Raw genomic sequence first — 19,407 nt, forward strand, 5'->3', positions numbered from 1 at the left:
ATTTCCAGTCAGATGGCATCATCGGACGGTTAAGAAATCGCGTTAAACAAAAGACTTGGAGCAGCCGATCTAGGCGGCGTCCTGGTCCAGCGACAGGTTGATCATGGCATGGGCCATGTGATCGAGCGCCTTGGCCAGGGCCGATGCGAGGTCGGGATCGAGGCCGGGCTGGGCGTCGATGGCGCGGGTCATGGCGGCGGACCACTGATCCGCCAGAGCGGGCGTGATCGGGAAAGCGCGGTGCAGCGTCATGATGCACTGGCCGCGTTCGAACCAGTCGCGGGGGCCACCCGCCCAGCCGGTCAGGAAGCGGACAAGGCCATGGCGCACGGCACTCAAATCCGCGGCGTGGATGGCGCGCAGATCGGCATAGGCCGGGTCCCGCTCGATCAGATCGTAGAAGCGGTTGGCGATGGCGGCGATGGTCGGTTCGCCGCCGATGCGGGTGTAAGGGGTGGTCATGGCTGGCTCCTGCTGGCGGTTCCAGGGTGGCCGATGGGAGCGGACTGTCATTGATCCGGGTCAAAATGACGGCTTTGGCGCGAGACGGGGCGGGCAAGTTTCGTTAAGGCCGCGTCATGAAGCGGCGATCGGGGACAAATGGGGCGGACAGGAAGCGCAGCGAGACGGCATGGCGTCGTGAAGCGCGGCGGTCGGGGGTGGTGCGGCTGAAGCGGCGGCGGACGAACGCGCCTTCCTTTGCGGTGCTGGTGGTCGCCGGGGTGCTGATCGGGGCGGGAATGGGATGGTTCGGGCCCGATCTGATGCAGCGCCTCCAGAGCCGCCGGGAGGCGGTGATGCCGGTGTCCGGCGACAGCTTGTCGGCCCAGTTCGGATTTTGCCACACGGGCGGCGGAACCAACTGCGTGGTCGATGGCGACACTTTCTGGTTTCGCGGGGAGCGGGTGCGGGTGATGGACATAGACGCGCCGGAGACGCATCCGCCACGCTGTCCGGAGGAGGCCGCGCTGGGCGCGCGGGCGACGCAGCGTTTGCAGGAAATGTTGAACGCCGGGCCTTTTTCGCTGGAGAGCGGGGATCGGGATACGGATCGTTACGGGCGCGCTTTGCGGGTGGTGACGCGGGGCGGTCAATCGCTGGGCGAGGCGCTGGTCGCCGAGGGGCTGGCGCGGGAATGGGATGGGGCGCGGCGGCCCTGGTGTTAGGAAATGGGGAAGGGGTGCCCCCCTTCCCCGCTTTTCGTTCAACGGCAGTTGAGGCTGCCGCGGTCGATTTCGCGGCCGAGCAGCGCGCCTGCGCCGCCGCCGATCAATATGCCCGCGGTGTTGGAGCGGCCGCGATCGATCTGGCTGCCGATCAGGCCGCCCAGCGCCGCGCCGACGATGAGGCCGGTGGTGCCGTCCGAGCGGCGGCAATAATAGCGGTCGTCATAGCCGCGATAGATGCGCGTGCCACGGGTGACGCGGATCGGTTCATAGCCGCCGCGATAATAGCGGTCGGGGCGATAGTAACGGCCGTAGCGCGGATCGGGGCGGTTCCAGTCATAGCTGTAGATGACGCGGCCGGGACGGTTGTAGCCGCGGTCGTGCTTGCCGCCATGTTTCCAGTCGTCGCGGCCATGGCCGGGATTGCCATGATTGCCGTGCCCCGCCCAGGGCGGCGGATCGGCGGCGGCGGGGGCCGCGCTCAAGGCGACGGCGCCAAGCGACAGGGCGGCGATGGCGGCTTTCAGGGTGAACTTCATCTTTGGCTCCCTTGGCAATGTCTTCTCGAAGCACAACAACCCAAGGCGCCTAAACGTTGCATGAACGGAACAAAACGAGGCGTTCATGCGGCGGTCAGGCTGCGCTGTGGGATCGGGGTGACATAGGTGACACCATCGGCGGAGCGGCGGGGGGTCAGAGGACGCTGTTGATCGCGGCCTTCTGCTGATCGGTGAGGGTGTCGGTCGGGGCGCCCTGCCCTGCCTGCGCTGCGTTGTCGTCCGAGGCGCCGACGAACTGGATCGCCGTCAGGATCACCAGCACCGCCCAAAGCAGCGCCATCCAGCGGCTGGTGAAGAGGGAGGAGAGGCGGACGCCGAACATGGGTGTGAGGGTAAGGCGTTGGTGGTTAAGGAAACGTGCCGATCCATTCCGGCGGGAGATTGGTCCGAAACGGCGCGGTCGCCTTGCAATCGCCGGACGCAAGAGGCATTCTTCGGTTCATGAAAACGCGCAACGATCTGCGAGACAAATTGGCCGAGCATGGCGGTGCGATAGAGTGCGGCCATGAGGCGTGGAAACGCGCCAAGGTCGAGCGCGGGCTGGCGCAGGCGCAGGATCGGTCGAGCCTGATCCCGATGGACAAGATTTTACGCGACTTCGGGCTTGAACGTTAATTTTACGCCGCAAGCGCGGGATGATCTGGCAGCAATCCGGGATTGGATTGCGCAGGATGATGAGCGGGCGGCAGATCGCGTGGTCGCTCGGATCGTGCAGACGGCGATGATGTTTGGGCAGTTTCCGTTGCTGGGACGTGCCGGACTGGTGGAAGACACACGTGAGTTTTCGGTAGTTGGGCTGCCTTATTTGATCGTCTATCGGATCGCATCAGATACCGAGGTTGATGTGCTGACGATCATTCATGCGCGGCGGAAATATCCATCCTAGCTGCAACCCTCAGCTAGACTTGAATGCTGGAAGCACAATTTCACGAAAAATTGCCAATGGCTTTAAGCCATAGGAAGCAAGAGGCCTGCCGAACGATACCGAAGTACCCCAGATAAGTTGAGCCAAATGGGTAATCATATTAGGGATGTGCGGGCTTGCTCCAGCATCGTAAAGATGATCCAATGAAAATTGATCATTAGGCAAAGCATCAATGATCCCCAAAATCTGCCACTTCCCACTTATCGTTATCGGATATTTAAGCGGAATATCCGTTTCATGCAGATAAAGATAATCTCTATTTATATTGAACCAGAACCCCGTTTGCAATGTACATAATACAAACTGTATACTTAAGCCGAGAGTTTCTATATATTTCTGTATAACTTCGGCTTCTTTCATTTTATCCCGAATTTTCTTCTGAGCAGATTTTTTCTGATCATCATCTTCCTTGATACCAGATGCGATGAAATCTCGCATCGAGGTTGCCGCCATTAGCTTGGAAAGTACGGATTGGTCGAACGCGATTAGGTCACCTTCCATGACGCACATTTGGCCAATCAGCAGCTCTGGCTTCTGGCTAGTTCTCCCAATATATTCGATCAGTTTCCGTGAATTTCGCCACAGTGGATCGTAAGTTTGACGAACTTCATATTGATGGCCTCGATTCGTACCGATCTCACCCCCCAGACCACCTACCTTGGCTGAAAAGCCAGTCTTGTGATCCTTACCTTTTTGAGCACGGACGGCGGTTTCCTTAAGAGCGCCATCCTCCTCAATCTGTGACAGGATAGAAGCAACTTTCTCGTGATCGGCATATAGAAAGTCATATACTTTCGAGGCGGCCACTCATTTTTACTCCGCTGCGATGCCCGCTGCCTTGAACATGTCCGGGTCGGCGGTTTCGTCGGCGTTGGCGGCGGGGGTGCCCTTGAGCTTGGAGCGGCGGTCGAACGCATCCCACACATCGTTCCACTGGCCGCGGGTCGCCGCCTTCGAATATTCCGTGGCGCGGGTTTCGAAGAAGTTGGCGTGCTCCACGCCGTTCAGCAGCGGGGTCAGCCAGGGCAGCGGATGCTCGTCGATCATGTAGATCGGCTTCAGGCCCAACTGTCCCAGGCGCCAGTCGGCGATGTAACGGACATATTTCTTGATGTCCTTGGGCGTCATGCCGGGCACGGGCCCCATTTCGAAGACGAGATCGACGAAGGCGTCCTCGATCCGGACCGTCTTCTGACACATGTCCATGATGTCGTCCTTGACGGACGGGGTCAGGCAGTCGCGTTCCTTCACGAAGGCGTGGAACAGGCGGATGATGCCTTCGCAATGCAGCGTCTCGTCGCGGACCGACCAGCTCACGATCTGGCCCATGCCCTTCATCTTGTTGAAGCGCGGGAAGTTCATCAGCATGGCGAAGGAGGCGAAAAGCTGTAGCCCTTCGGTGAAGCCGCCGAACATGGCCAGCGTCTTGGCGATGTCCTCGTCCGTGTCGACGCCGAACTGCTGGAGATAGTCGTGTTTGTCCTTCATCTCCTTATATTGCATGAAGGCGCTATATTCGCTCTCGGGCATGCCGATGGTGTCGAGCAGGTGCGAGTAGGCGGCGATATGGACCGTTTCCATGTTGCTGAAGGCGGTCAGCATCATCTTGATTTCGGTCGGCTTGAACACGCGGCCATATTTTTCGTGGTAGCAGTCCTGCACCTCCACGTCCGCCTGGGTGAAGAAGCGGAAAATCTGGGTCAGGAGGTTGCGTTCATGGTCGCTGAGCTTCTGCGCCCAGTCGCGGCAATCCTCGCCCAGCGGCACTTCCTCCGGCAGCCAGTGGAGCTGCTGCTGGCGCTTCCAGAATTCATAGGCCCAGGGATATTCGAAGGGCTTGTAGACCTTGCTGGCTTGAAGAAGAGGCATGGTGGTTACTCCGCGAACATTTTACCAGACCCTCTCCCCTTGTGGGAGAGGGAAGGGCCCATCGCGCCAGCGATGGGAGGGTGAGGGGTGAAGGCAGCGATGGAGGCCAGTACGCCTTCAGGATTTTCTACCAGTTCATGGTTCCAGAAGCGGATCACGCGATAGCCTTCGCTTTCGAGGAAGGCGGTGCGGGGCGCGTCTGTCGCTTCTTCATGCTGGCCGCCGTCCAGTTCGATGATCAGGCGGGCGGCATGAGAGGCTAAATCTGCGAAATAGGGGCCGATGGGAACCTGGCGGCGGAACTTCGCTGCGGGCAGTTTTTCGCGAAGGAGAGCCCATAGGCATTTCTCGGCGTCGGTTGCGTTGCGGCGGAGTTCTCTTGCGCGGATGATCGTCGGGTTTGGGGCCTTACCCCTCACCTTCCCACGCGGCTTTGCCGCGCGGGCCCCTTCCTCTCCCACAAGGGGAGAGGAGATTATCGGATCACTGGCAGGCGAGGCACTCGTCATAGTCGGTGGTCTCGCCGATTTCGAATTTCGGGGCGTCGATCGTGTTGTCGGCCTCCACGCCGCCTGCGAAGCCAGCGCGCTGGACCGATTTCGAGCGGAGATAATAGAGCGACTTGATGCCCAGTTCCCACGCCCGATAGTGGAGCATGAGCAGATCCCATTTTTCCACGTCGGCCGGGATGAACAGGTTCAGCGACTGGGCCTGGTCGATATAGGGCGTGCGGTCGGCGGCCAGTTCGAGCAGCCAGCGCTGGTCGATCTCGAAGCTGGTCTTGAACGTGTCCTTTTCTTCCTGGCTGAGGAAGTCGAGATGCTGGACCGAGCCGCCCTTTTCGAGGATCGAGTTCCAGACGGCGGTGCTGTCCTTGGCTTTCTCGACCAGCAGTTTTTCCAGATAGGGGTTCTTGACCGCGAAGCTGCCGGACAGCGTCTTGTGGGTGTAGATGTTCGCCGGGATCGGTTCGATGCACGCCGAGGCGCCGCCGCAGATGATGCTGATCGACGCGGTGGGCGCGATCGCCATCTTGCAGGAGAAGCGCTCCATCACGCCCATATCCTCGGCATCGGGGCAGGCACCGCGTTCATTGGCGAGCAGCATCGAGGCCTCGTCCACCTTGGCGCGGATATGCTTGAAGATGCGCAGGTTCCATGACTTGGCCATCGCGCCTTCGAAGGGGAGTCCGCGGGCCTGGAGGAAGGAGTGGAACCCCATGACCCCCAGGCCCACCGACCGTTCACGGCTCGCACTATATTTCGCCCGCGCCATTTCCGGCGGCGCGCGGTCGATATAGTCCTGCAGCACATTGTCGAGGAAACGCATGACATCCTCGACAAACTGCTTGTCGTCCTTCCACTCATCCCATGTTTCGAGATTGAGCGACGAGAGACAGCAGACGGCCGTGCGGTCATTGCCGAGATGGTCGCGACCCGTCGGCAAAGTGATTTCGGAACAGAGGTTGGAGGTCGACACCTTGAGCCCGAGATCGCGGTGATGCTTGGGCATCGTGCGGTTCACGGTGTCGTTGAAGACGATGTAAGGCTCGCCGGTGGCGAGGCGGACTTCCACCAGCTTCTGGAACAGGGCGCGGGCGTTGACGCTGCCGCGTACCGAGCCGTCCTTGGGGCTGCGCAGGGCAAATTCCTTGCCGTCGCGCATCGCCTCCATGAACTCGTCGGTGAGGAGGACGCCATGGTGCAGGTTCAGCGCCTTGCGGTTGAAGTCGCCCGACGTCTTGCGGATTTCCAGGAACTCCTCGATCTCCGGGTGGGAGATGTCGAGATAGCAGGCGGCCGAGCCGCGGCGCAGGCTGCCCTGGCTGATCGCGAGGGTGAGCGAGTCCATCACGCGGACGAAGGGGATGATGCCGCTGGTCTTGCCGTTCAAACCGACCGGCTCGCCAATGCCGCGCACATTGCCCCAATAGGTGCCGATGCCGCCGCCGCGCGAGGCGAGCCAGACATTCTCGTTCCAGGTATTGACGATGCCTTCCAGGCTGTCGTCGACGCTGTTGAGATAGCAACTGATGGGAAGGCCCCGACCGGTGCCACCGTTCGACAGGACCGGCGTGGCGGGCATGAACCAGAGGCGCGAAATATAGTCATAGACGCGCTGGGCATGATCGGCATCGTCGGCATAGGCGGCGGCGACGCGGGCGAACAGGTCCTGATAGCTTTCGCCGGGCAGCAGATAGCGGTCCTGGAGCGTGTCCTTGCCGAAATCGGTCAGCAGCGCGTCGCGGCTGGCATCGGTCGTGACATGGAAGCGGCGGTCCAGCACGCTGGACGAGGAAATCGGCGCAACACCGGACACGGCATCCGCCTGGGGTGCCTTCTCGACCTGGGTCGGGGCCTTCTTCTTTTCCGCCACGGTTTCGACCACTTCGTCAATCACGGTTGCCACGTCGCTTGCACTCACCTGTTCGCTGTCTCGAAAATCCATGACCAGCTCCCCGAATGTTCTCGTTCCGTTCGATTCGGTCAAGCCGCTGCCGGCCGGGCCGAAAGAAACTCGCATTTTCGTCCCGGTCAGGCACGGAGATGGGGCTGGCAGACGGGATCACAAGGGCAAAAACACCCCCCTCCCGGGAATCAGCCCGGTCGGCGCGATCACAATCTGTAGGGTAACCCCCGTTAACCTGATACAAGGGATAGTGCCACAGCTTCATTTGCTTGCAAGGGGGTAAATGACAGTTCCGGGACTCGGTTCGTCGACGCTGCGACTCATTTCATCGACAGCTCGGCACGTCGCATCGCAGCGACGCACGGACTTTCCTGAGGTGCGGAAAAGGCAAGGGGAACAATTTGGATCAGAAAATAAATTTGGCTTGCCACCTATTTATGGGGAACAACCGATTCATCCCAGGCCGGATGTGACCGGACAATGACGCCATGTGGGTGGTGGAACAAGAGCGGGTGCCGAAACGCCACCCAAAGGACCGACGATATGATTCTCTATTATCATCCGCTTTCATCCTATTGCTGGAAGGTGCTGATCGCCCTGTATGAAAACGGCACCGCCTTCGTGCCGAAGATGCTGGAGGCGCCCGAGGTCGCGGAGGAATGGCTGGCGCTCTGGCCGCTGGGCAAATTCCCGGTGCTGCGCGATGGCGACAGGGTGGTGGCGGAAACCAGCGTGATCGTCGAATATCTGGGCCAGCATTGTCCGGGGCCATTCCGCGCGATCCCGGCGGATGCCGATGTCGCGCTGGAGGTGCGGCTTATGGACCGGCTGTTCGACAATTATGTGATGACGCCGGTGCAGACCTGCGTCGGGGACCGCATCCGGCCCGAAGGCGTGGCGGGCGATCCCCACGCGGTCGAACAGGCGAAGTTGCTGCTGGGCAGGGCCTATGCGCTGCTGGAGGCGCGGATGGCCGGGCGACGCTGGGCGGCGGGGGACGACTTCACGCTGGCGGACTGTTCGGCGGCGCCTGCGCTCTTCTACGCGGACCGGATCGTGCCGCTGCGCGAGGATTTTCCGGGGCTGGGCGCCTATCTCGACCGGCTGGAGGCGCGGGAGAGCTTTGCGCGGGTGCTCAAGGAGAAGGAGCCGTGGTGGCATCTCTTCCCCTACGCCCATGGTTGAGCCGACCATCTGGACTCAGGCGGCCAAAGGCCTATAGCCGCGCCTGCATGGACCCGCCGTGCAGGGCGGGCCTTAGACTAGACTAGGGACCAGGGTAGATGACCGTCATCAAGACCGCCGATCTGATCGAGAGCGTCGCCGACGCGCTCCAGTTCATCAGTTACTATCATCCGATGGATTATATCCGCGCGCTGGGCAAAGCCTATGACGCCGAAGCCAATCCGGCGGCCAAGGACGCCATCGCCCAGATCCTGACCAACAGCCGCATGTGCGCCGAAGGGCATCGCCCGATCTGCCAGGACACCGGCATCGTCAACGTCTTCATCAAATGGGGCATGGATTGCCGGCTGGACGACAACAGCCGCTCCATGCAGGAGGTCGTCGACGAGGGCGTGCGCAAGGCCTATCTGAACCCGGAAAACCGCCTGCGCGCGTCGATCCTGAAGGACCCGGCGTTCAGCCGCGTCAATACGAAGGACAACACGCCCTGCGTGCTGAATGTCGAGCTGGTGCCGGGCGACAAGGTGATCGTGGACGTCGCGGCCAAGGGTGGCGGGTCGGAGAACAAGACCAAGTTCAAGATGATGAATCCGAGCGACTCCATCGTCGACTGGGTGCTGGAGATGATCCCGCAAATGGGCGCGGGCTGGTGCCCGCCCGGCATGCTGGGCATCGGCATTGGCGGCACGGCGGAAAAGGCCGTGGCGCTGGCCAAGGAATCGCTGATGGAGCCCATCGACATGGGCGAGCTGAAGGCGCGCGGACCGCAGAACGATATTGAACGCCTGCGGATCGAGATTTTCGACAAGGTCAATGCGCTCGGCATCGGCGCGCAGGGTCTGGGCGGGCTTTCGACCATCCTCGACGTCAAGATCTACGACTATCCCTGCCATGCGGCGGGCAAGCCGGTGGCGATGATTCCGAACTGCGCGGCCACCCGCCATGCGCATTTCACGCTGGACGGATCGGGCCCGGCCTATCTGGAGGCGCCGAAGATTTCCGAATGGCCGCAGGTCGACTGGAAGCCGAGCAAGGAAGCTATCCGCGTCGATCTCGACACGCTGACGCCCGAAGTCGTGCAGAGCTGGAAGCATGGCGACCGCCTGCTGCTCAATGGCAAGATGCTGACCGGCCGCGACGCGGCGCACAAGCGCATCCAGGACATGCTGGCCAAGGGCGAGGAGCTGCCGGTCGATTTCAAGGGCCGCGTCATCTATTATGTCGGCCCGGTCGATCCGGTGCGCGACGAGGTGGTCGGCCCGGCCGGTCCGACGACCGCGACCCGCATGGACAAGTTCATGGACATGATGCTGGAACAGGGCCTGGCCGCCTGCGTCGGCAAGGCCGAGCGCGGTCCGGCGGCGACGGATTCGATCGCCAGGCACAAGAGCGCTTACCTTATGGCAGTCGGCGGCGCGGCCTATCTGGTGGCGCGCGCGATCAAGGAAGCCAAGGTCGTGGGCTTCGAGGATCTGGGCATGGAAGCGATCTACGAATTCACGGTGCAGGACATGCCCGTGACCGTCGCGGTCGACAGCGAAGGCCAGAATGTCCACCGCCTCGCCCCGCTGGTGTGGCAGGAGAAGATCAGGAAGGAGCATCTGCTCGAAGGCGCATGAGCCGGGGCTCTGCCGGCTGACCTGGCAATTCCGGTCAAGGCGGCGCGCGAGCGGGAACTCCCGTTCACGCGCCGCATTTCTTTTCGGCACCTTCTTTGTCGGAGCCGCCATGTCCTTCACCCAGCTCGAACCGCCCCTGCCCGTCCATGTCGAGGGCAAGGGCAAGGGATTTGCCTTTGCCGTCATCGATTATGGTCAGGAGCATAATCTGATCTGGGTGACGGGGCTGTCGGATTCGGGGGAAATCTGGTGCGCGCCCAACCCGCTGGTGCGGTTGCAGGCCAACTGGACCATGGGGCGCGATGGGCGCCAGCAGCCGGAATGGCAGGATGTGGCGCTGGCGGCGGTGAAGCCGAGTTGAGCATGGCATCCCGTTCCTTCCCATGCGGACCATGGGAAGGAACGGGATCTGGTTTTGGAGCGCGCTTCAGAGCTTTCCGCTCAGCGACACGCCGATGATGCGGGGTTCGTTGAAGACCGCCGCCATATAATTTTCGATCACGCCCTTGAGGTTCTTCTCGTTCGTGATGTTGCGGGCGAAGGCCGCTATCTCATATCGGCCGCCCGGCGCGGTGTAGCCGATCTTCAGCCCGCCTTCGAAATCGCCCTTCGAGTAGAACTCCTTCGTCTTGTAGAGGACGAAATTGGTGTAACCCTGGATGTTCCAGTCGGTCGCGATGAAGGCCTTGCCGCCATTGCCGAGCGGAAGGTCGTAGCGGGCCGCGATATTGGCCGTGTATTTCGGTGCGTTGGGCAGCGGGTTGCCGTCGATCTTCGCCAGATAGACCGGACCGAAGGCCGTCGACACGGTGCGCAGCGAATTCTCGACCGTGCAGACCACCGCGCCGTTGAGGGCGCAGACCTGCGCTTCGGCATTGGCGTCGTCGATTTCCGTGTGCAGCAGGCTGAGGCCCGCCGACAGGGTCAGGTTCTCGAACGGACGCGCTTCCAGATCGGCTTCCAGGCCATAGGCCTTCGCCGCCTTCGCGTTGAACAGGACGCCGTTGCCGTTGATGTCATTGCCGTTGAGCTGGATGTCCTTCACCTTCCAGGCGAAGCCGGTCAGGTTGAAGCGGACCCGGTTGTCCAGCAGGCTGGTCTTGATGCCGCCTTCATAGGACATGATCGTTTCCGAATCCGCCGTGGTGAAGTCGCTGTTGAACACCGCCGAGCGGCCCTGGATGGTCGGGCCGCGGAAACCGCGCGCGACACGGGCATAGAGGCTGACCTCGGGGCTGAGCGCGTAGAGCAGGCTGACGTCCCAGCTCGGCTCGTCGCCCTTCAGCTTCACGTAGCGGCGGCCCCCATAGGTGGAGAGGCCCGCAGCATTGGCGGTGGCGCGGACGAGACGGGTGGACTTCTTGTCTTCCGTATAGCGTCCGCCCGCCGTCAGCGTCAGGCCGGGCACGATCTCATAGCTTGCCTGGCCGAAGAATGCCCAGCTCGTGTTGACGTTGCGCAGGCGCACCCAGTTGTTGGGATTATGCGCAGCGGTGGTCAGGAAATAGGCGCGCTGGTAGAAATCGGTCACGTCGCGGCTGTCGAAAACCATGCCGCCGACCTGCCATTTGAAGGCGCTGTTGCCGTTGCTGGCCAGGCGGACCTCCTGCGTCAACTGGTCGAGGTCGCGGACATTGCCCTGGCTCTGGCCGAAGCCGTTGGGAACGCCGCCGACCGGGAAATTGGCCGCCGCGCCGCCATCGGTGTCGCCCCGGCTGTAACCCTTCGTCGTCTCATAGGCGGTGATCGAGGTCAGCGTGACCGGGCCGAAGTCCAGCGCGATGTTTTCCGACGCGCCATAGGTCTTGTAAGCCTGCGGATTGTTGTGCGCCTCGTCGAGGGCGATCCTGGTGCGCGGCTCGGCGGAAACGCTGTTCGACCCCTTCACCAGCGCACCGCGATGGAAGATGGTCGAGGTGCCGTCATAGTCGCGATAGTGGAAGCTGGTGAGCATCGACAGCGTGTCGTTGGGCGTCATCAGCAACTGGACGCGGACGTCCTTTTCGTTGAAGCCGCCCATGGCGTCCTTCTTGGGCGAGACGGTGCCGTCGGCGCTGGCGCCGCTATAGACATTGTCGACCCAGTCGTCGCGATGCTGGTAGAGTGCCGAGACGCGGAAGGCGAGCTTGTCGGCGACGATCGGACCGCCGATGCCGCCGTCGAAGGTCACGGTGTTGTAGCTGCCGTAGCTGGCCGATGCCCGGCCCTGCCAGTCCATCGTCGGGCGGATCGTGTCGAACTTGATGATGCCGGCCGTGGTGTTGCGGCCGAACAGCGAACCCTGCGGGCCGCGCAGCACCTCCACCTGGTTGACGTCGAAGACCGGGTTCGACTTCAGCACGACATGTTCAAGGACGACATCGTCCTGGATGATCGACACCGGCTGCGAGGCGCCGAGATAGAAGTCGATATTGCCGAGCCCGCGAATGTAGAAGCGCGGGAAGATGCGGCCAGTGGTGGTTTCGGCATAGAGGCCGGGCACGCGGGCGGCGAGTTCGAGAATGTCGCCGCCGCCGGAGGTCAGGTTGCGCAGCGCATCCCCCTGCACCACACCCACCGATACCGGGACATTCTGGAGATTTTCCGAGCGGCGTTCCGCGGTGACGACGATCTCGTCCAGCGCGCCGCCGGCGGCGGCATCCTGTGCATGGGCTGCGCCGGTCGACGCGAGCGCGCCCAGAGCCGTGGACAGCAGCAGGGCGGACCGCCCGAAATGGAATTTGGCCAAGATGACTTCCCCCAAATATCTGGTGCGTCTTCCACCGAGACGGCCGCAATCGGCCTGCTGGCGGAACCGGATCGGCCGCTAGAGCCGGATTGTGGCGGCTTGGTGACGAGGAGCAGCCTTCGCCGGACGAGTGTATAATTATGTCCGACTGTTGCAGCACAGCAACATTGAGGGCGGGATTCCATCCTTTTGTTTTCTGCGAAATGCTCTAGTGACCCGAATCTGAAGTTCGTCACATTGTTGGGCAGGCGTTGAACGAACTTCAGATTCATCAGGGTCACTAGCAAATATATGTTTTTAGTGTGGTTTATGGATTTGAAATACGCTCCCCACCTGGCCGCTATGATGAGGCGTATTTCAAATCCACCACACTAGCGCGCTCGCATGATGAGCTTTCCGATCTGGTTGCCCGCGACATTGATGGCTGGCGCGTTGCAGGCCTGGCGGACCGCCATCCAGCGACGGGTGAGCAAGGAGCTGTCGGTCAATGCCGCGGGCCTGGTGCGCTATCTTTACGGCCTGCCCTTCACCATGTTGCTGCTGGGCGGATACCGGATGCTGTTCGCCACGCCCCTGCCCTCTCCCGATCCTTTGTTCCTGCTCTTCTGTCTGGGCGGGGGGCTGGCGCAGATCATTGCCACCAATTTGCTGATCATGGCCTTTGCCTATCGCAATTTCGTGGTCGGCACCGCCTATGCCAAGACCGAGGCGGTGCAAGGCGCGATCCTGTCCTTCCTGCTGATGGGGGAGCGGTTGCATCCGCTCGCCTGGGCAGGCATCGGTTGCGGCGTCATGGGGGTCATGCTGCTGTCCACGGGCGGCAAGCGCATGGGACCGATGGATTTTGCCAGGGCCCTTGGCCAGCCGGCGGCGCTGACCGGCATCGCGTCGGGCTTTTTCTTCGCTCTGACCGCGATCGGCATCCGCCGTGCGACGCAGGAGGTCGGTGGGAACGACCCGGTCCTCGCCGCGCTGATCGTACTCGCCGTGACGGTGGCGATGCAGACGGCGATGCAGGGCGGTTTCCTGCTGCTGCGCGAACCGGGGCAGATGGGGAGGGTGTTTCGCAACTGGCGGGTGTCGGGGCAGGTCGGGCTGCTCTCCTCCCTGGGATCGGCCTGCTGGTTCACTGGCTTTGCCACGGCGCCGGTCGCGCTGGTGCGGATCGTCGGGCAGATCGAGGTCGCCTTCACCCTGGGTTTCGGCCATTTCTACCTGGGCGAACGGATGCGGCGCAGCGAGGTCGTGGGACTGATATTGGTGGCGGGCGGCGTGGTGCTGGCACTGATGGGCTCATTATAGCGGGCGAGCAACGGCCCGCCGCATCGCTAACGGATATTTTACCATCGTCCGATAGCCCCTGAAACCGTGGAAAATCAGGCAAGAAACCGGAACGTCGAACAGGCGGTGATGAAGGTGGCCAAGCTGTCTGGCGACCTGGGCATCCGCACGCTCGACCTGCAGGCGGACATCAGCGAACTGGCGGACCGCGTCACCCATCAGGCCCGCACCATCGAGACCATCGGCGGCGCGGCGGCGCAACTGTCGCGCGACGGGGAAAGCGTGTCGCTGGCCGGGCAGGACGCGCGGGAAAAGGCGATCGCGGCGCGGGGCATCATCGATGATTCCGGACGGCAGCTATCGGACGCCAACGCCAATTTCGTCGACCTGATCGAGCGGGTGAGCAGCCTGCATGAACGGCTGGACGGTTTCCGCAATGCGCTCAAGACCGTGGCCCATGTGACCAGCGTGATCAGCGGCATTGCCAGCCAGACCAATTTGCTGGCCCTCAACGCCACTATCGAAGCGGCACGGGCCGGCGATGCCGGACGCGGCTTTGCCGTGGTGGCGGCGGAGGTCAAGAAGCTGGCGCAGGAAACAGCGACGGCAACCCAGACCATCGACCAGTCGATCGGCGCGTTGACCGGCGAGGCGGGCAAGATGCTGGAAGGGATCGTCCATGGCGCCGAAACCGCGCGCACGGCCCTGTCCGACACCAAGAATATCGAGCAACTGGTCGAACGGCTGGGCAATCTGATGGAGGATCTGTCCAGCAACAGCGACGCGGTGGCGCAGCGCATCGCCTCCATGGTCGGATCGGCGGGCGAAATCCGCAGCGGGCTGGAGGCGCTGGCCAGCACCTCGACCGACAATGCGGGCGGGCTGCACCGGCTGTCCGGGCGGATCACCATCGCCAGCGACGACACCAACCAGTTGCTGCAATTGGTGGCGGAGAGCGGCGTCGAGATTCCCGATTCCCCCTATATCGACTTCTGCCTGAACGCGGCGAAGGCGGTGAGCGGGGAATTGGAGCAGGCGCTCGCCGATGGGCGGCTGACCGAAAGCGTGCTGTTCAGCGAATATTATGCGCCCATTCCCGGCACCCATCCGACGCAATATAGCCATCCCGTCCAGCCGGTGCTGATCCCCGCGGCCAGGGTGCAGCAGGATAGGGCGCGCGCGTTCAGGGGCCTGTTCGGCATGACCTTCACCGATCGCAACAGTTTCGGCGCGGTCGCCATGCCGGAGCGGTCGTTGCCCCAGCGGCCTGGCGACGATAATTGGAACATGGAATATTCGCGCGAAGGCGTGATCTTCGATTTTCCCGATACGCGCGAGCAGAGCAAGATCACCCAGCCCTTCTACCTCAAGGCCTATCGTCGCCTGACCGCGGAGGGAAATGTCATCCTGCTCAAGCAGGTGATCGCCTCCATCCATGTGCGGGGCAGGCATTGGGGGATTTTGCAAATGGCCTATCAGGATCAGGGGTGAGGCCGGTGGCCATGGATGGCCTGTTGCCGACATCGCCACCCTCGTTACGCTTGTTACCCTGGTGGGCTTGACCCAAAGGCTCCCCGCATTGTCAGGGTGGGCGCTCAAAAGAAAAGCGGGACCCCAGGTCAAGTCCGGGGTGACGTGCCATGAAAGTGTCCGCTCTTGCCCGCGCTCCGATCCGCGCTATGTCGCTTCCGGTCATCATTGCGGGAGACGGCATGGGCCGCATCGTCGGGCAAATCGCCAAGGGTCTGGGCATCACGCTGCTGTTTGCGGTCATCGCGCTGTGTCTGGCGGTGACCATCGTTCCGCTCTTTCTCGACCAGATCTATTATCGGGGGCCGGTCAGCCGCCATTATGATGGTGCCCGTTTCTTCAATCCCGATGGGGAGATCGGATTGCCGGTGCCGCCGGGGAGCAACCCCCGCGGCTTCGTCGCGCGCTGGCTGACGGGGCAGGACGACCGACCCGCATGGCCCGACGCTGTCGCGGTCAAGCCCTCGCGCCCGCCCGCCTTCGCCGCGCCCAGGGGCATGGTGGCGACATGGGTGGGCCATGCGACGGTGCTGGTACAGGCGGCGGGCCTCAATATCCTGACCGATCCGATCTGGTCGGACCATGCCGGCCCCTTCCCGCCGCTGGGGCCGAAGCGGGTGGCACAGCCGGGGGTGCGCTTTGACGATCTGCCGAAGATCGACCTCATCCTCGTCAGCCACAATCATTATGACCATATGGACATTCCCACGCTGAAAAGGCTGTGGGAGCGGGACCGGCCGAAGATCGTCACCAGCCTGGGCAATGACGCGATCCTGAAGGCCAACGGCATCCCGTCGACCGCGCTGGACTGGGGCCAGTCGGTGAGCGGCGCGGCGCTTCGCGGCCTGGGCGACGACACGGTGATCCAGTGCGAAAATTACGAACATTGTCCCGATTATCGCGTCCATGTGCTGCGCAGCCATCATTGGAGCAGCCGCTGGAACACGGACCGCAGCCGGGCTTTATGGTCCAGTTTCGTCATCGAGACGCGGGCGGGCAACATCTTCTTCGCGGGCGATACCGGGGCTGGCGACATGGCTTGGCCGGAAGAAGCGGCGCGGTTGGGGCCGATCAGGCTGGCGATGATCCCGATCGGCGCCTTCCGCTTCTATCCCGGGCAGATGCAGTCGGACGCGCATATCGGGCCGGAACAGGCTGTGCAGGTGTTCGAGAAACTCAGGGCCTCGACCGCGATCCCCATCCATTGGGGAACGTTCCGCCTGTCCTACGAGAAATGGGGGACGCCGCCCAGGATGCTGGAGCTTGCCCTGCGCTGCGAAGGGATAGAGCGGAAACGCTTCGCACCGCTCAGGGCCGGGCAGTCGATCCTGGTGCCGGGCTATGCGCCAGTCCCGCGTGGCACCAAGCATTGCGACCGGCGGGCGATCGCGGCGCTGGAATAAGCGTCAGCAGTCGCCGATGCGCGTGATTTCGCGGCGGCCGGAAACGACGACGACATAATTGCCGCCGGTCTTTTCGGTTAGGCGTGCGATCCCATCCACATCGAGCAACAAATGTTCCGCACCAGTACGGCCATCCACGCGGACGGTCATCTGAATATCCTGTCCCGTGTCGTGCGGCCTGCATCTGGCAAGCGCTGAAAGGGTGGATCCATCGGTATCGAACGTCTCCATGGCGCAGTCGTCGAATTTTTCATCGAGCATGGCCTGAATCTCCGACTTCTCCCGCAGGCGCGGTTCGCCGCAGACACTCTTTTCCTTGTTGAAGCCATCGATCACCCCGCGCAGTTCAGACGGGATTTCCTCATCCTTGAGCGCGCGGTCGTTGAGACGCACGCCGGTCAGGATTGTACGGTCATGCCATTGGCCCAGCCGTGGCGGATTGGACGGATCATCCTGCCGGGGCGCACAGCCGACCAGCATCAGCATGCCCCATGCCGCCGAACCTGCCATCGCAAATCGCATATATGCCCCCAGCCCCGTCGGCTCAGGCAGATAGGCGTTCCAAGACCTTAAAACAGGGGAAGCCATCCATTTCGGACATGATAATCTTCCGTCGCGCGCCAATGGGAAAGATTTGGGGGCTTTATCCGTCGCCGCTCATCCCCCTCATCATGGCGCGGAAATTGTCGATCGTCGCGGAGGCCAGATATTCGGCCTGCATCTCCTGCGTCAGCAGTTCGACCATCTGCCGGCCCTCGATCCAAAGTTCGATGACGCCGAAGGTGCCGCCCCGCTTGCGATATTTGGCGGGCCAGCCTTCGCGCGACGCGATCGCCATCACCTCCGCCTGGCTGAGCGTGGTGGCAAGGGCGGCATGGGTGGCGGTATAGCCGTTCTGCTGCGTAGCCTCGCCGAAGCTGTCGGCGTCGCCCTCCGCCTCGCGCAGCACTGTGCCCAGTGGATAGACTTCTATCGCCGTGCCGCGCTCGTCCCCCGCCACGGCGATCCAGCTTCCCTGTGCGACCGGCGGAAAGGGAAAGGCCTCCCCCCGCCAGAATTCGGCCAGGACCTGCGCGACATGGCGGGGATTGCGGGCTGCGATCGACAGATGGAACAGCATGGAACGACTCCCCTTCCCAAGAGATGGATGCCGTTCGGGACCATCGCATGAATCGCAGCCCAGCGCATTTTCGATCTTCCGTCGCGAATCCGCGGCTTAGGCCTTCGAACATTCCCCCGTGCGCTTGCCGGTGACGTCATGGGTCGTACGCAGCACGGGGCTGCCGCCCTCCGTCCGGGTCATGGTGCTGCCCAGGGTCAGCGTATCGGCGGTGAAATTGCCCTCCAGCACGATTTCCGACGTGCCCTTGCCCGACGTGCAGGCGAGCGTCGCGATCAACCGGCCCTTGCGGACCAGCTTGTCCTTGTAGGTGCAGGCCTTGCCCTCCGCTCCCGCAAGCGCATTGGCGTCGGGCACGCCAGCGGCATCGACGGCGATGCAGGCCTTGTCCTCGCTCGTCTGCTTCAGGGCGGCCTGATATTCGGCCGGGGTGACGGTGGGCGTATTGTAGCCCGTGGTCTTGCGCGTCAGCGTCCATTCGCCGGCCTTCATCAGGACCGGTGCTTCGGTGGTTTCAGGTGCGGGTTCCGGCTTGCTACCGCAGCCGGCCAAGCCAAGAGCGAGCAAAAGCGGCCATGCCGCCAGTGCAACTTTCTGCATATCCTCTCCCCTGTTCTCGCTGGTTCACGCATTTTGCGAGCCATCGGCCGTACCTGCCGACTTCAAAATGCTTGGGCGGAACGGCGTGAGGCTCGCGCCAAGTCGCGCAAAGCGCAAGAGGAATTTGCTGGAGCCTGTTTCCCGCATTTTGCGAGCCGTCGGCCATGCTGGCCGACTGCAAAATGCTCTATCGCTTCTTATAAGTGGGTGCGTGGAAGTCGGGTGGCTTGGTCGCGATCCAGGCGAGAAAGCGGGCGAGTCCGGGATGGGCGCGCAAAGCGTCGGCATCGCCATAGGCACGGGCGAGTTCCGCATTGCCGAAATGGGCGTGGATGGCGCGATGGCAGATCGGGTGGACGGGCACCCTGTCCCGCCCGCCTTTGCTTTTGGGCATCGGATGATGCCATTCGACGCGATGCCCCAGCGCGCGGCCGCAAAGCCAGCACGCCGGGGCCTGGTTCATTTCGCTGCGCAGGTTGTGCCGATCCACTTGCCGCTGGTCTTGGCCTTCATGCTCATGTTCATGCCGTTGGGCGCGCCGGTCATCTTCATGTCCATGCGCATCGCATAGCTTTCGGGCGCGTAATCGCCGGACATGACGGCGTTCATCGTGCCGCCCTGCGACTTGCAGCTTATCTCGCCCTTCACGGAGCCGCCGCTGGCGTCGAAGCCCTTGTACGTACAATCCTTATTCTCCTGGCCGGAGAACATCTTGCCGCTGGGGTTGGCCGCTTCTTCGGGCGAGACGCAATATTTGATCGAGGTGCGGCTCATCATCTTCTTCATCTGCTCTTTCATCTGGGCGCCGCCGCCGGGCATGTTCGGCATGTCGATGTCTTCCAGCTCATAAGTGCCCTCCCACTGGCCCGGCTTGAGCTGGACCTTCTGGACCTCCTGTTTCACCTCTTCCTTGGTCTGGGGCTCGCCGGACGGTTTTTCGCCGCAGGCCGCCAGCAGGGCCGTCGCCCCCATCAGGCCCAGTACAGTTTTGCGCATGGATCATCCTCCCTGT

Annotated in this window: 22 protein-coding genes; 9 read left to right on the top strand and 13 right to left on the bottom strand. The window is 62.5% G+C overall.

What is annotated here, in order from left to right; all coding sequences use genetic code 11:
• Positions 1-69: 69 nt before the first annotated feature.
• On the bottom strand, positions 70-462 hold the full coding sequence (locus tag YP76_RS10940; protein WP_046763617.1) for a group II truncated hemoglobin: 393 nt from the start codon (positions 460-462) through the stop codon (positions 70-72).
• A 116-nt stretch (positions 463-578) separates the two neighbouring features.
• Between YP76_RS10940 and YP76_RS10945 the strand changes: the two genes are divergently transcribed.
• Positions 579-1,166 carry a thermonuclease family protein gene (locus tag YP76_RS10945; RefSeq protein WP_046763618.1) on the top strand — a complete coding sequence of 196 codons (588 nt, stop codon included), beginning with the start codon at positions 579-581 and terminating at the stop codon, positions 1,164-1,166.
• 38 nt (positions 1,167-1,204) lie between these two features.
• Here YP76_RS10945 and YP76_RS10950 read toward each other — a convergent pair whose 3' ends face one another.
• Positions 1,205-1,705, bottom strand: coding sequence for a glycine zipper 2TM domain-containing protein (locus YP76_RS10950; RefSeq protein ID WP_046763619.1), 501 nt, complete (start codon positions 1,703-1,705; stop codon positions 1,205-1,207).
• Between the two features lie 154 nt (positions 1,706-1,859).
• Positions 1,860-2,048 carry a hypothetical protein gene (locus YP76_RS10955; RefSeq protein ID WP_046763620.1) on the bottom strand — a complete coding sequence of 63 codons (189 nt, stop codon included), beginning with the start codon at positions 2,046-2,048 and terminating at the stop codon, positions 1,860-1,862.
• Positions 2,049-2,167: 119 nt separating this feature from the next.
• Here YP76_RS10955 and YP76_RS10960 point away from each other — a divergent pair, with 119 nt between their 5' ends.
• Both YP76_RS10960 and YP76_RS10965 read left to right on the top strand, forming a co-directional pair.
• Complete coding sequence (locus YP76_RS10960; protein WP_157035750.1) at positions 2,168-2,341, top strand: hypothetical protein; 174 nt, start codon at positions 2,168-2,170, stop codon at positions 2,339-2,341.
• A complete protein-coding gene (locus YP76_RS10965) occupies positions 2,331-2,612 on the top strand; it encodes a type II toxin-antitoxin system RelE/ParE family toxin (protein WP_046763622.1) in 282 nt (93 codons plus the stop codon). Before YP76_RS10960 ends, YP76_RS10965 begins: the two co-directional genes overlap by 11 nt.
• 9 nt (positions 2,613-2,621) lie before the next feature.
• Here YP76_RS10965 and YP76_RS10970 read toward each other — a convergent pair whose 3' ends face one another.
• The 4 genes from YP76_RS10970 to YP76_RS10985 form a co-directional block, all read right to left on the bottom strand.
• A complete protein-coding gene (locus YP76_RS10970) occupies positions 2,622-3,458 on the bottom strand; it encodes a DUF6414 family protein (protein ID WP_046763623.1) in 837 nt (278 codons plus the stop codon).
• A 6-nt stretch (positions 3,459-3,464) separates the two neighbouring features.
• Positions 3,465-4,520: a ribonucleotide-diphosphate reductase subunit beta gene (locus YP76_RS10975; protein WP_046763624.1), complete on the bottom strand. Its 1,056-nt coding sequence runs from the start codon at positions 4,518-4,520 to the stop codon at positions 3,465-3,467.
• Positions 4,521-4,525: 5 nt separating this feature from the next.
• A complete protein-coding gene (locus tag YP76_RS26990; RefSeq protein WP_232307511.1) occupies positions 4,526-4,939 on the bottom strand; it encodes an endonuclease domain-containing protein in 414 nt (137 codons plus the stop codon).
• Positions 4,940-5,003: 64 nt separating this feature from the next.
• Positions 5,004-6,968 carry a ribonucleoside-diphosphate reductase subunit alpha gene (locus YP76_RS10985; protein ID WP_046763626.1) on the bottom strand — a complete coding sequence of 655 codons (1,965 nt, stop codon included), beginning with the start codon at positions 6,966-6,968 and terminating at the stop codon, positions 5,004-5,006.
• Positions 6,969-7,472: 504 nt separating this feature from the next.
• Here YP76_RS10985 and YP76_RS10990 point away from each other — a divergent pair.
• From YP76_RS10990 to YP76_RS11000, 3 genes are all read left to right on the top strand, one after another.
• Positions 7,473-8,114 (top strand): glutathione S-transferase family protein, encoded by a 642-nt coding sequence (locus YP76_RS10990; RefSeq protein ID WP_046763627.1) that lies wholly within the window; start codon positions 7,473-7,475, stop codon positions 8,112-8,114.
• Positions 8,115-8,212: 98 nt separating this feature from the next.
• Positions 8,213-9,733 carry a fumarate hydratase gene (locus YP76_RS10995; RefSeq protein ID WP_046763628.1) on the top strand — a complete coding sequence of 507 codons (1,521 nt, stop codon included), beginning with the start codon at positions 8,213-8,215 and terminating at the stop codon, positions 9,731-9,733.
• A 109-nt stretch (positions 9,734-9,842) separates the two neighbouring features.
• On the top strand, positions 9,843-10,094 hold the full coding sequence (locus tag YP76_RS11000) for a hypothetical protein (RefSeq protein ID WP_046763629.1): 252 nt from the start codon (positions 9,843-9,845) through the stop codon (positions 10,092-10,094).
• A 66-nt stretch (positions 10,095-10,160) separates the two neighbouring features.
• Here YP76_RS11000 and YP76_RS11005 read toward each other — a convergent pair whose 3' ends face one another.
• On the bottom strand, positions 10,161-12,461 hold the full coding sequence (locus YP76_RS11005) for a TonB-dependent receptor (protein WP_046763700.1): 2,301 nt from the start codon (positions 12,459-12,461) through the stop codon (positions 10,161-10,163).
• Between the two features lie 384 nt (positions 12,462-12,845).
• Here YP76_RS11005 and YP76_RS11010 point away from each other — a divergent pair, with 384 nt between their 5' ends.
• The 3 genes from YP76_RS11010 (at position 12,846) to YP76_RS11020 (ending at position 16,675) form a co-directional block, all read left to right on the top strand.
• Entirely contained in the window at positions 12,846-13,763 is a 918-nt protein-coding gene (locus YP76_RS11010) for a DMT family transporter (RefSeq protein ID WP_046763630.1), read from the top strand.
• Between the two features lie 108 nt (positions 13,764-13,871).
• The gene (locus tag YP76_RS11015) at positions 13,872-15,233 is read left to right on the top strand and encodes a methyl-accepting chemotaxis protein (protein ID WP_046763631.1); all 1,362 of its coding nucleotides are present in this window, start codon (positions 13,872-13,874) and stop codon (positions 15,231-15,233) included.
• Between the two features lie 221 nt (positions 15,234-15,454).
• Positions 15,455-16,675, top strand: coding sequence for an MBL fold metallo-hydrolase (locus YP76_RS11020; protein WP_046763701.1), 1,221 nt, complete (start codon positions 15,455-15,457; stop codon positions 16,673-16,675).
• Between the two features lie 3 nt (positions 16,676-16,678).
• Here the strand turns inward: YP76_RS11020 and YP76_RS11025 are convergent, their stop codons facing one another.
• The 5 genes from YP76_RS11025 to YP76_RS11045 all read right to left on the bottom strand — a co-directional run bounded on the left by YP76_RS11025 (position 16,679) and on the right by YP76_RS11045 (position 19,391).
• Positions 16,679-17,197 (bottom strand): DUF3617 domain-containing protein, encoded by a 519-nt coding sequence (locus YP76_RS11025; protein ID WP_198147465.1) that lies wholly within the window; start codon positions 17,195-17,197, stop codon positions 16,679-16,681.
• 121 nt (positions 17,198-17,318) lie between these two features.
• A complete protein-coding gene (locus tag YP76_RS11030) occupies positions 17,319-17,795 on the bottom strand; it encodes a hypothetical protein (protein ID WP_046763633.1) in 477 nt (158 codons plus the stop codon).
• 96 nt (positions 17,796-17,891) lie between these two features.
• Positions 17,892-18,395, bottom strand: coding sequence for a DUF3617 domain-containing protein (locus YP76_RS11035; RefSeq protein WP_046763634.1), 504 nt, complete (start codon positions 18,393-18,395; stop codon positions 17,892-17,894).
• Between the two features lie 187 nt (positions 18,396-18,582).
• Positions 18,583-18,858 (bottom strand): HNH endonuclease, encoded by a 276-nt coding sequence (locus tag YP76_RS11040; RefSeq protein WP_046763635.1) that lies wholly within the window; start codon positions 18,856-18,858, stop codon positions 18,583-18,585.
• Positions 18,855-19,391 carry a DUF3617 domain-containing protein gene (locus tag YP76_RS11045; RefSeq protein ID WP_046763636.1) on the bottom strand — a complete coding sequence of 179 codons (537 nt, stop codon included), beginning with the start codon at positions 19,389-19,391 and terminating at the stop codon, positions 18,855-18,857. Before YP76_RS11045 ends, YP76_RS11040 begins: the two co-directional genes overlap by 4 nt.
• Positions 19,392-19,407: the final 16 nt, after the last annotated feature.

This window comes from Sphingobium chungbukense (assembly GCF_001005725.1).
In the GTDB taxonomy this organism is placed as follows: domain Bacteria; phylum Pseudomonadota; class Alphaproteobacteria; order Sphingomonadales; family Sphingomonadaceae; genus Sphingobium; species Sphingobium chungbukense.

Excerpts from the sequence above, each read along its gene's own strand:
- YP76_RS10940 (WP_046763617.1), bottom strand. The coding sequence starts at position 462 with ATGACCACCCCTTACACCCGCATCGGCGGCGAACCGACCATCGCCGCC.
- YP76_RS10945 (WP_046763618.1), top strand. The coding sequence starts at position 579 with ATGAAGCGGCGATCGGGGACAAATGGGGCGGACAGGAAGCGCAGCGAG.
- YP76_RS10950 (WP_046763619.1), bottom strand. The coding sequence starts at position 1,705 with ATGAAGTTCACCCTGAAAGCCGCCATCGCCGCCCTGTCGCTTGGCGCC.
- YP76_RS10955 (WP_046763620.1), bottom strand. The coding sequence starts at position 2,048 with ATGTTCGGCGTCCGCCTCTCCTCCCTCTTCACCAGCCGCTGGATGGCG.
- YP76_RS10960 (WP_157035750.1), top strand. The coding sequence starts at position 2,168 with ATGAAAACGCGCAACGATCTGCGAGACAAATTGGCCGAGCATGGCGGT.
- YP76_RS10975 (WP_046763624.1), bottom strand. The coding sequence starts at position 4,520 with ATGCCTCTTCTTCAAGCCAGCAAGGTCTACAAGCCCTTCGAATATCCC.
- YP76_RS10985 (WP_046763626.1), bottom strand. The coding sequence starts at position 6,968 with ATGGATTTTCGAGACAGCGAACAGGTGAGTGCAAGCGACGTGGCAACC.
- YP76_RS10990 (WP_046763627.1), top strand. The coding sequence starts at position 7,473 with ATGATTCTCTATTATCATCCGCTTTCATCCTATTGCTGGAAGGTGCTG.
- YP76_RS10995 (WP_046763628.1), top strand. The coding sequence starts at position 8,213 with ATGACCGTCATCAAGACCGCCGATCTGATCGAGAGCGTCGCCGACGCG.
- YP76_RS11000 (WP_046763629.1), top strand. The coding sequence starts at position 9,843 with ATGTCCTTCACCCAGCTCGAACCGCCCCTGCCCGTCCATGTCGAGGGC.
- YP76_RS11010 (WP_046763630.1), top strand. The coding sequence starts at position 12,846 with ATGATGAGCTTTCCGATCTGGTTGCCCGCGACATTGATGGCTGGCGCG.
- YP76_RS11015 (WP_046763631.1), top strand. The coding sequence starts at position 13,872 with ATGAAGGTGGCCAAGCTGTCTGGCGACCTGGGCATCCGCACGCTCGAC.
- YP76_RS11020 (WP_046763701.1), top strand. The coding sequence starts at position 15,455 with ATGGGCCGCATCGTCGGGCAAATCGCCAAGGGTCTGGGCATCACGCTG.
- YP76_RS11025 (WP_198147465.1), bottom strand. The coding sequence starts at position 17,197 with ATGCGATTTGCGATGGCAGGTTCGGCGGCATGGGGCATGCTGATGCTG.
- YP76_RS11030 (WP_046763633.1), bottom strand. The coding sequence starts at position 17,795 with ATGCTGTTCCATCTGTCGATCGCAGCCCGCAATCCCCGCCATGTCGCG.
- YP76_RS11035 (WP_046763634.1), bottom strand. The coding sequence starts at position 18,395 with ATGCAGAAAGTTGCACTGGCGGCATGGCCGCTTTTGCTCGCTCTTGGC.
- YP76_RS11040 (WP_046763635.1), bottom strand. The coding sequence starts at position 18,858 with ATGAACCAGGCCCCGGCGTGCTGGCTTTGCGGCCGCGCGCTGGGGCAT.
- YP76_RS11045 (WP_046763636.1), bottom strand. The coding sequence starts at position 19,391 with ATGCGCAAAACTGTACTGGGCCTGATGGGGGCGACGGCCCTGCTGGCG.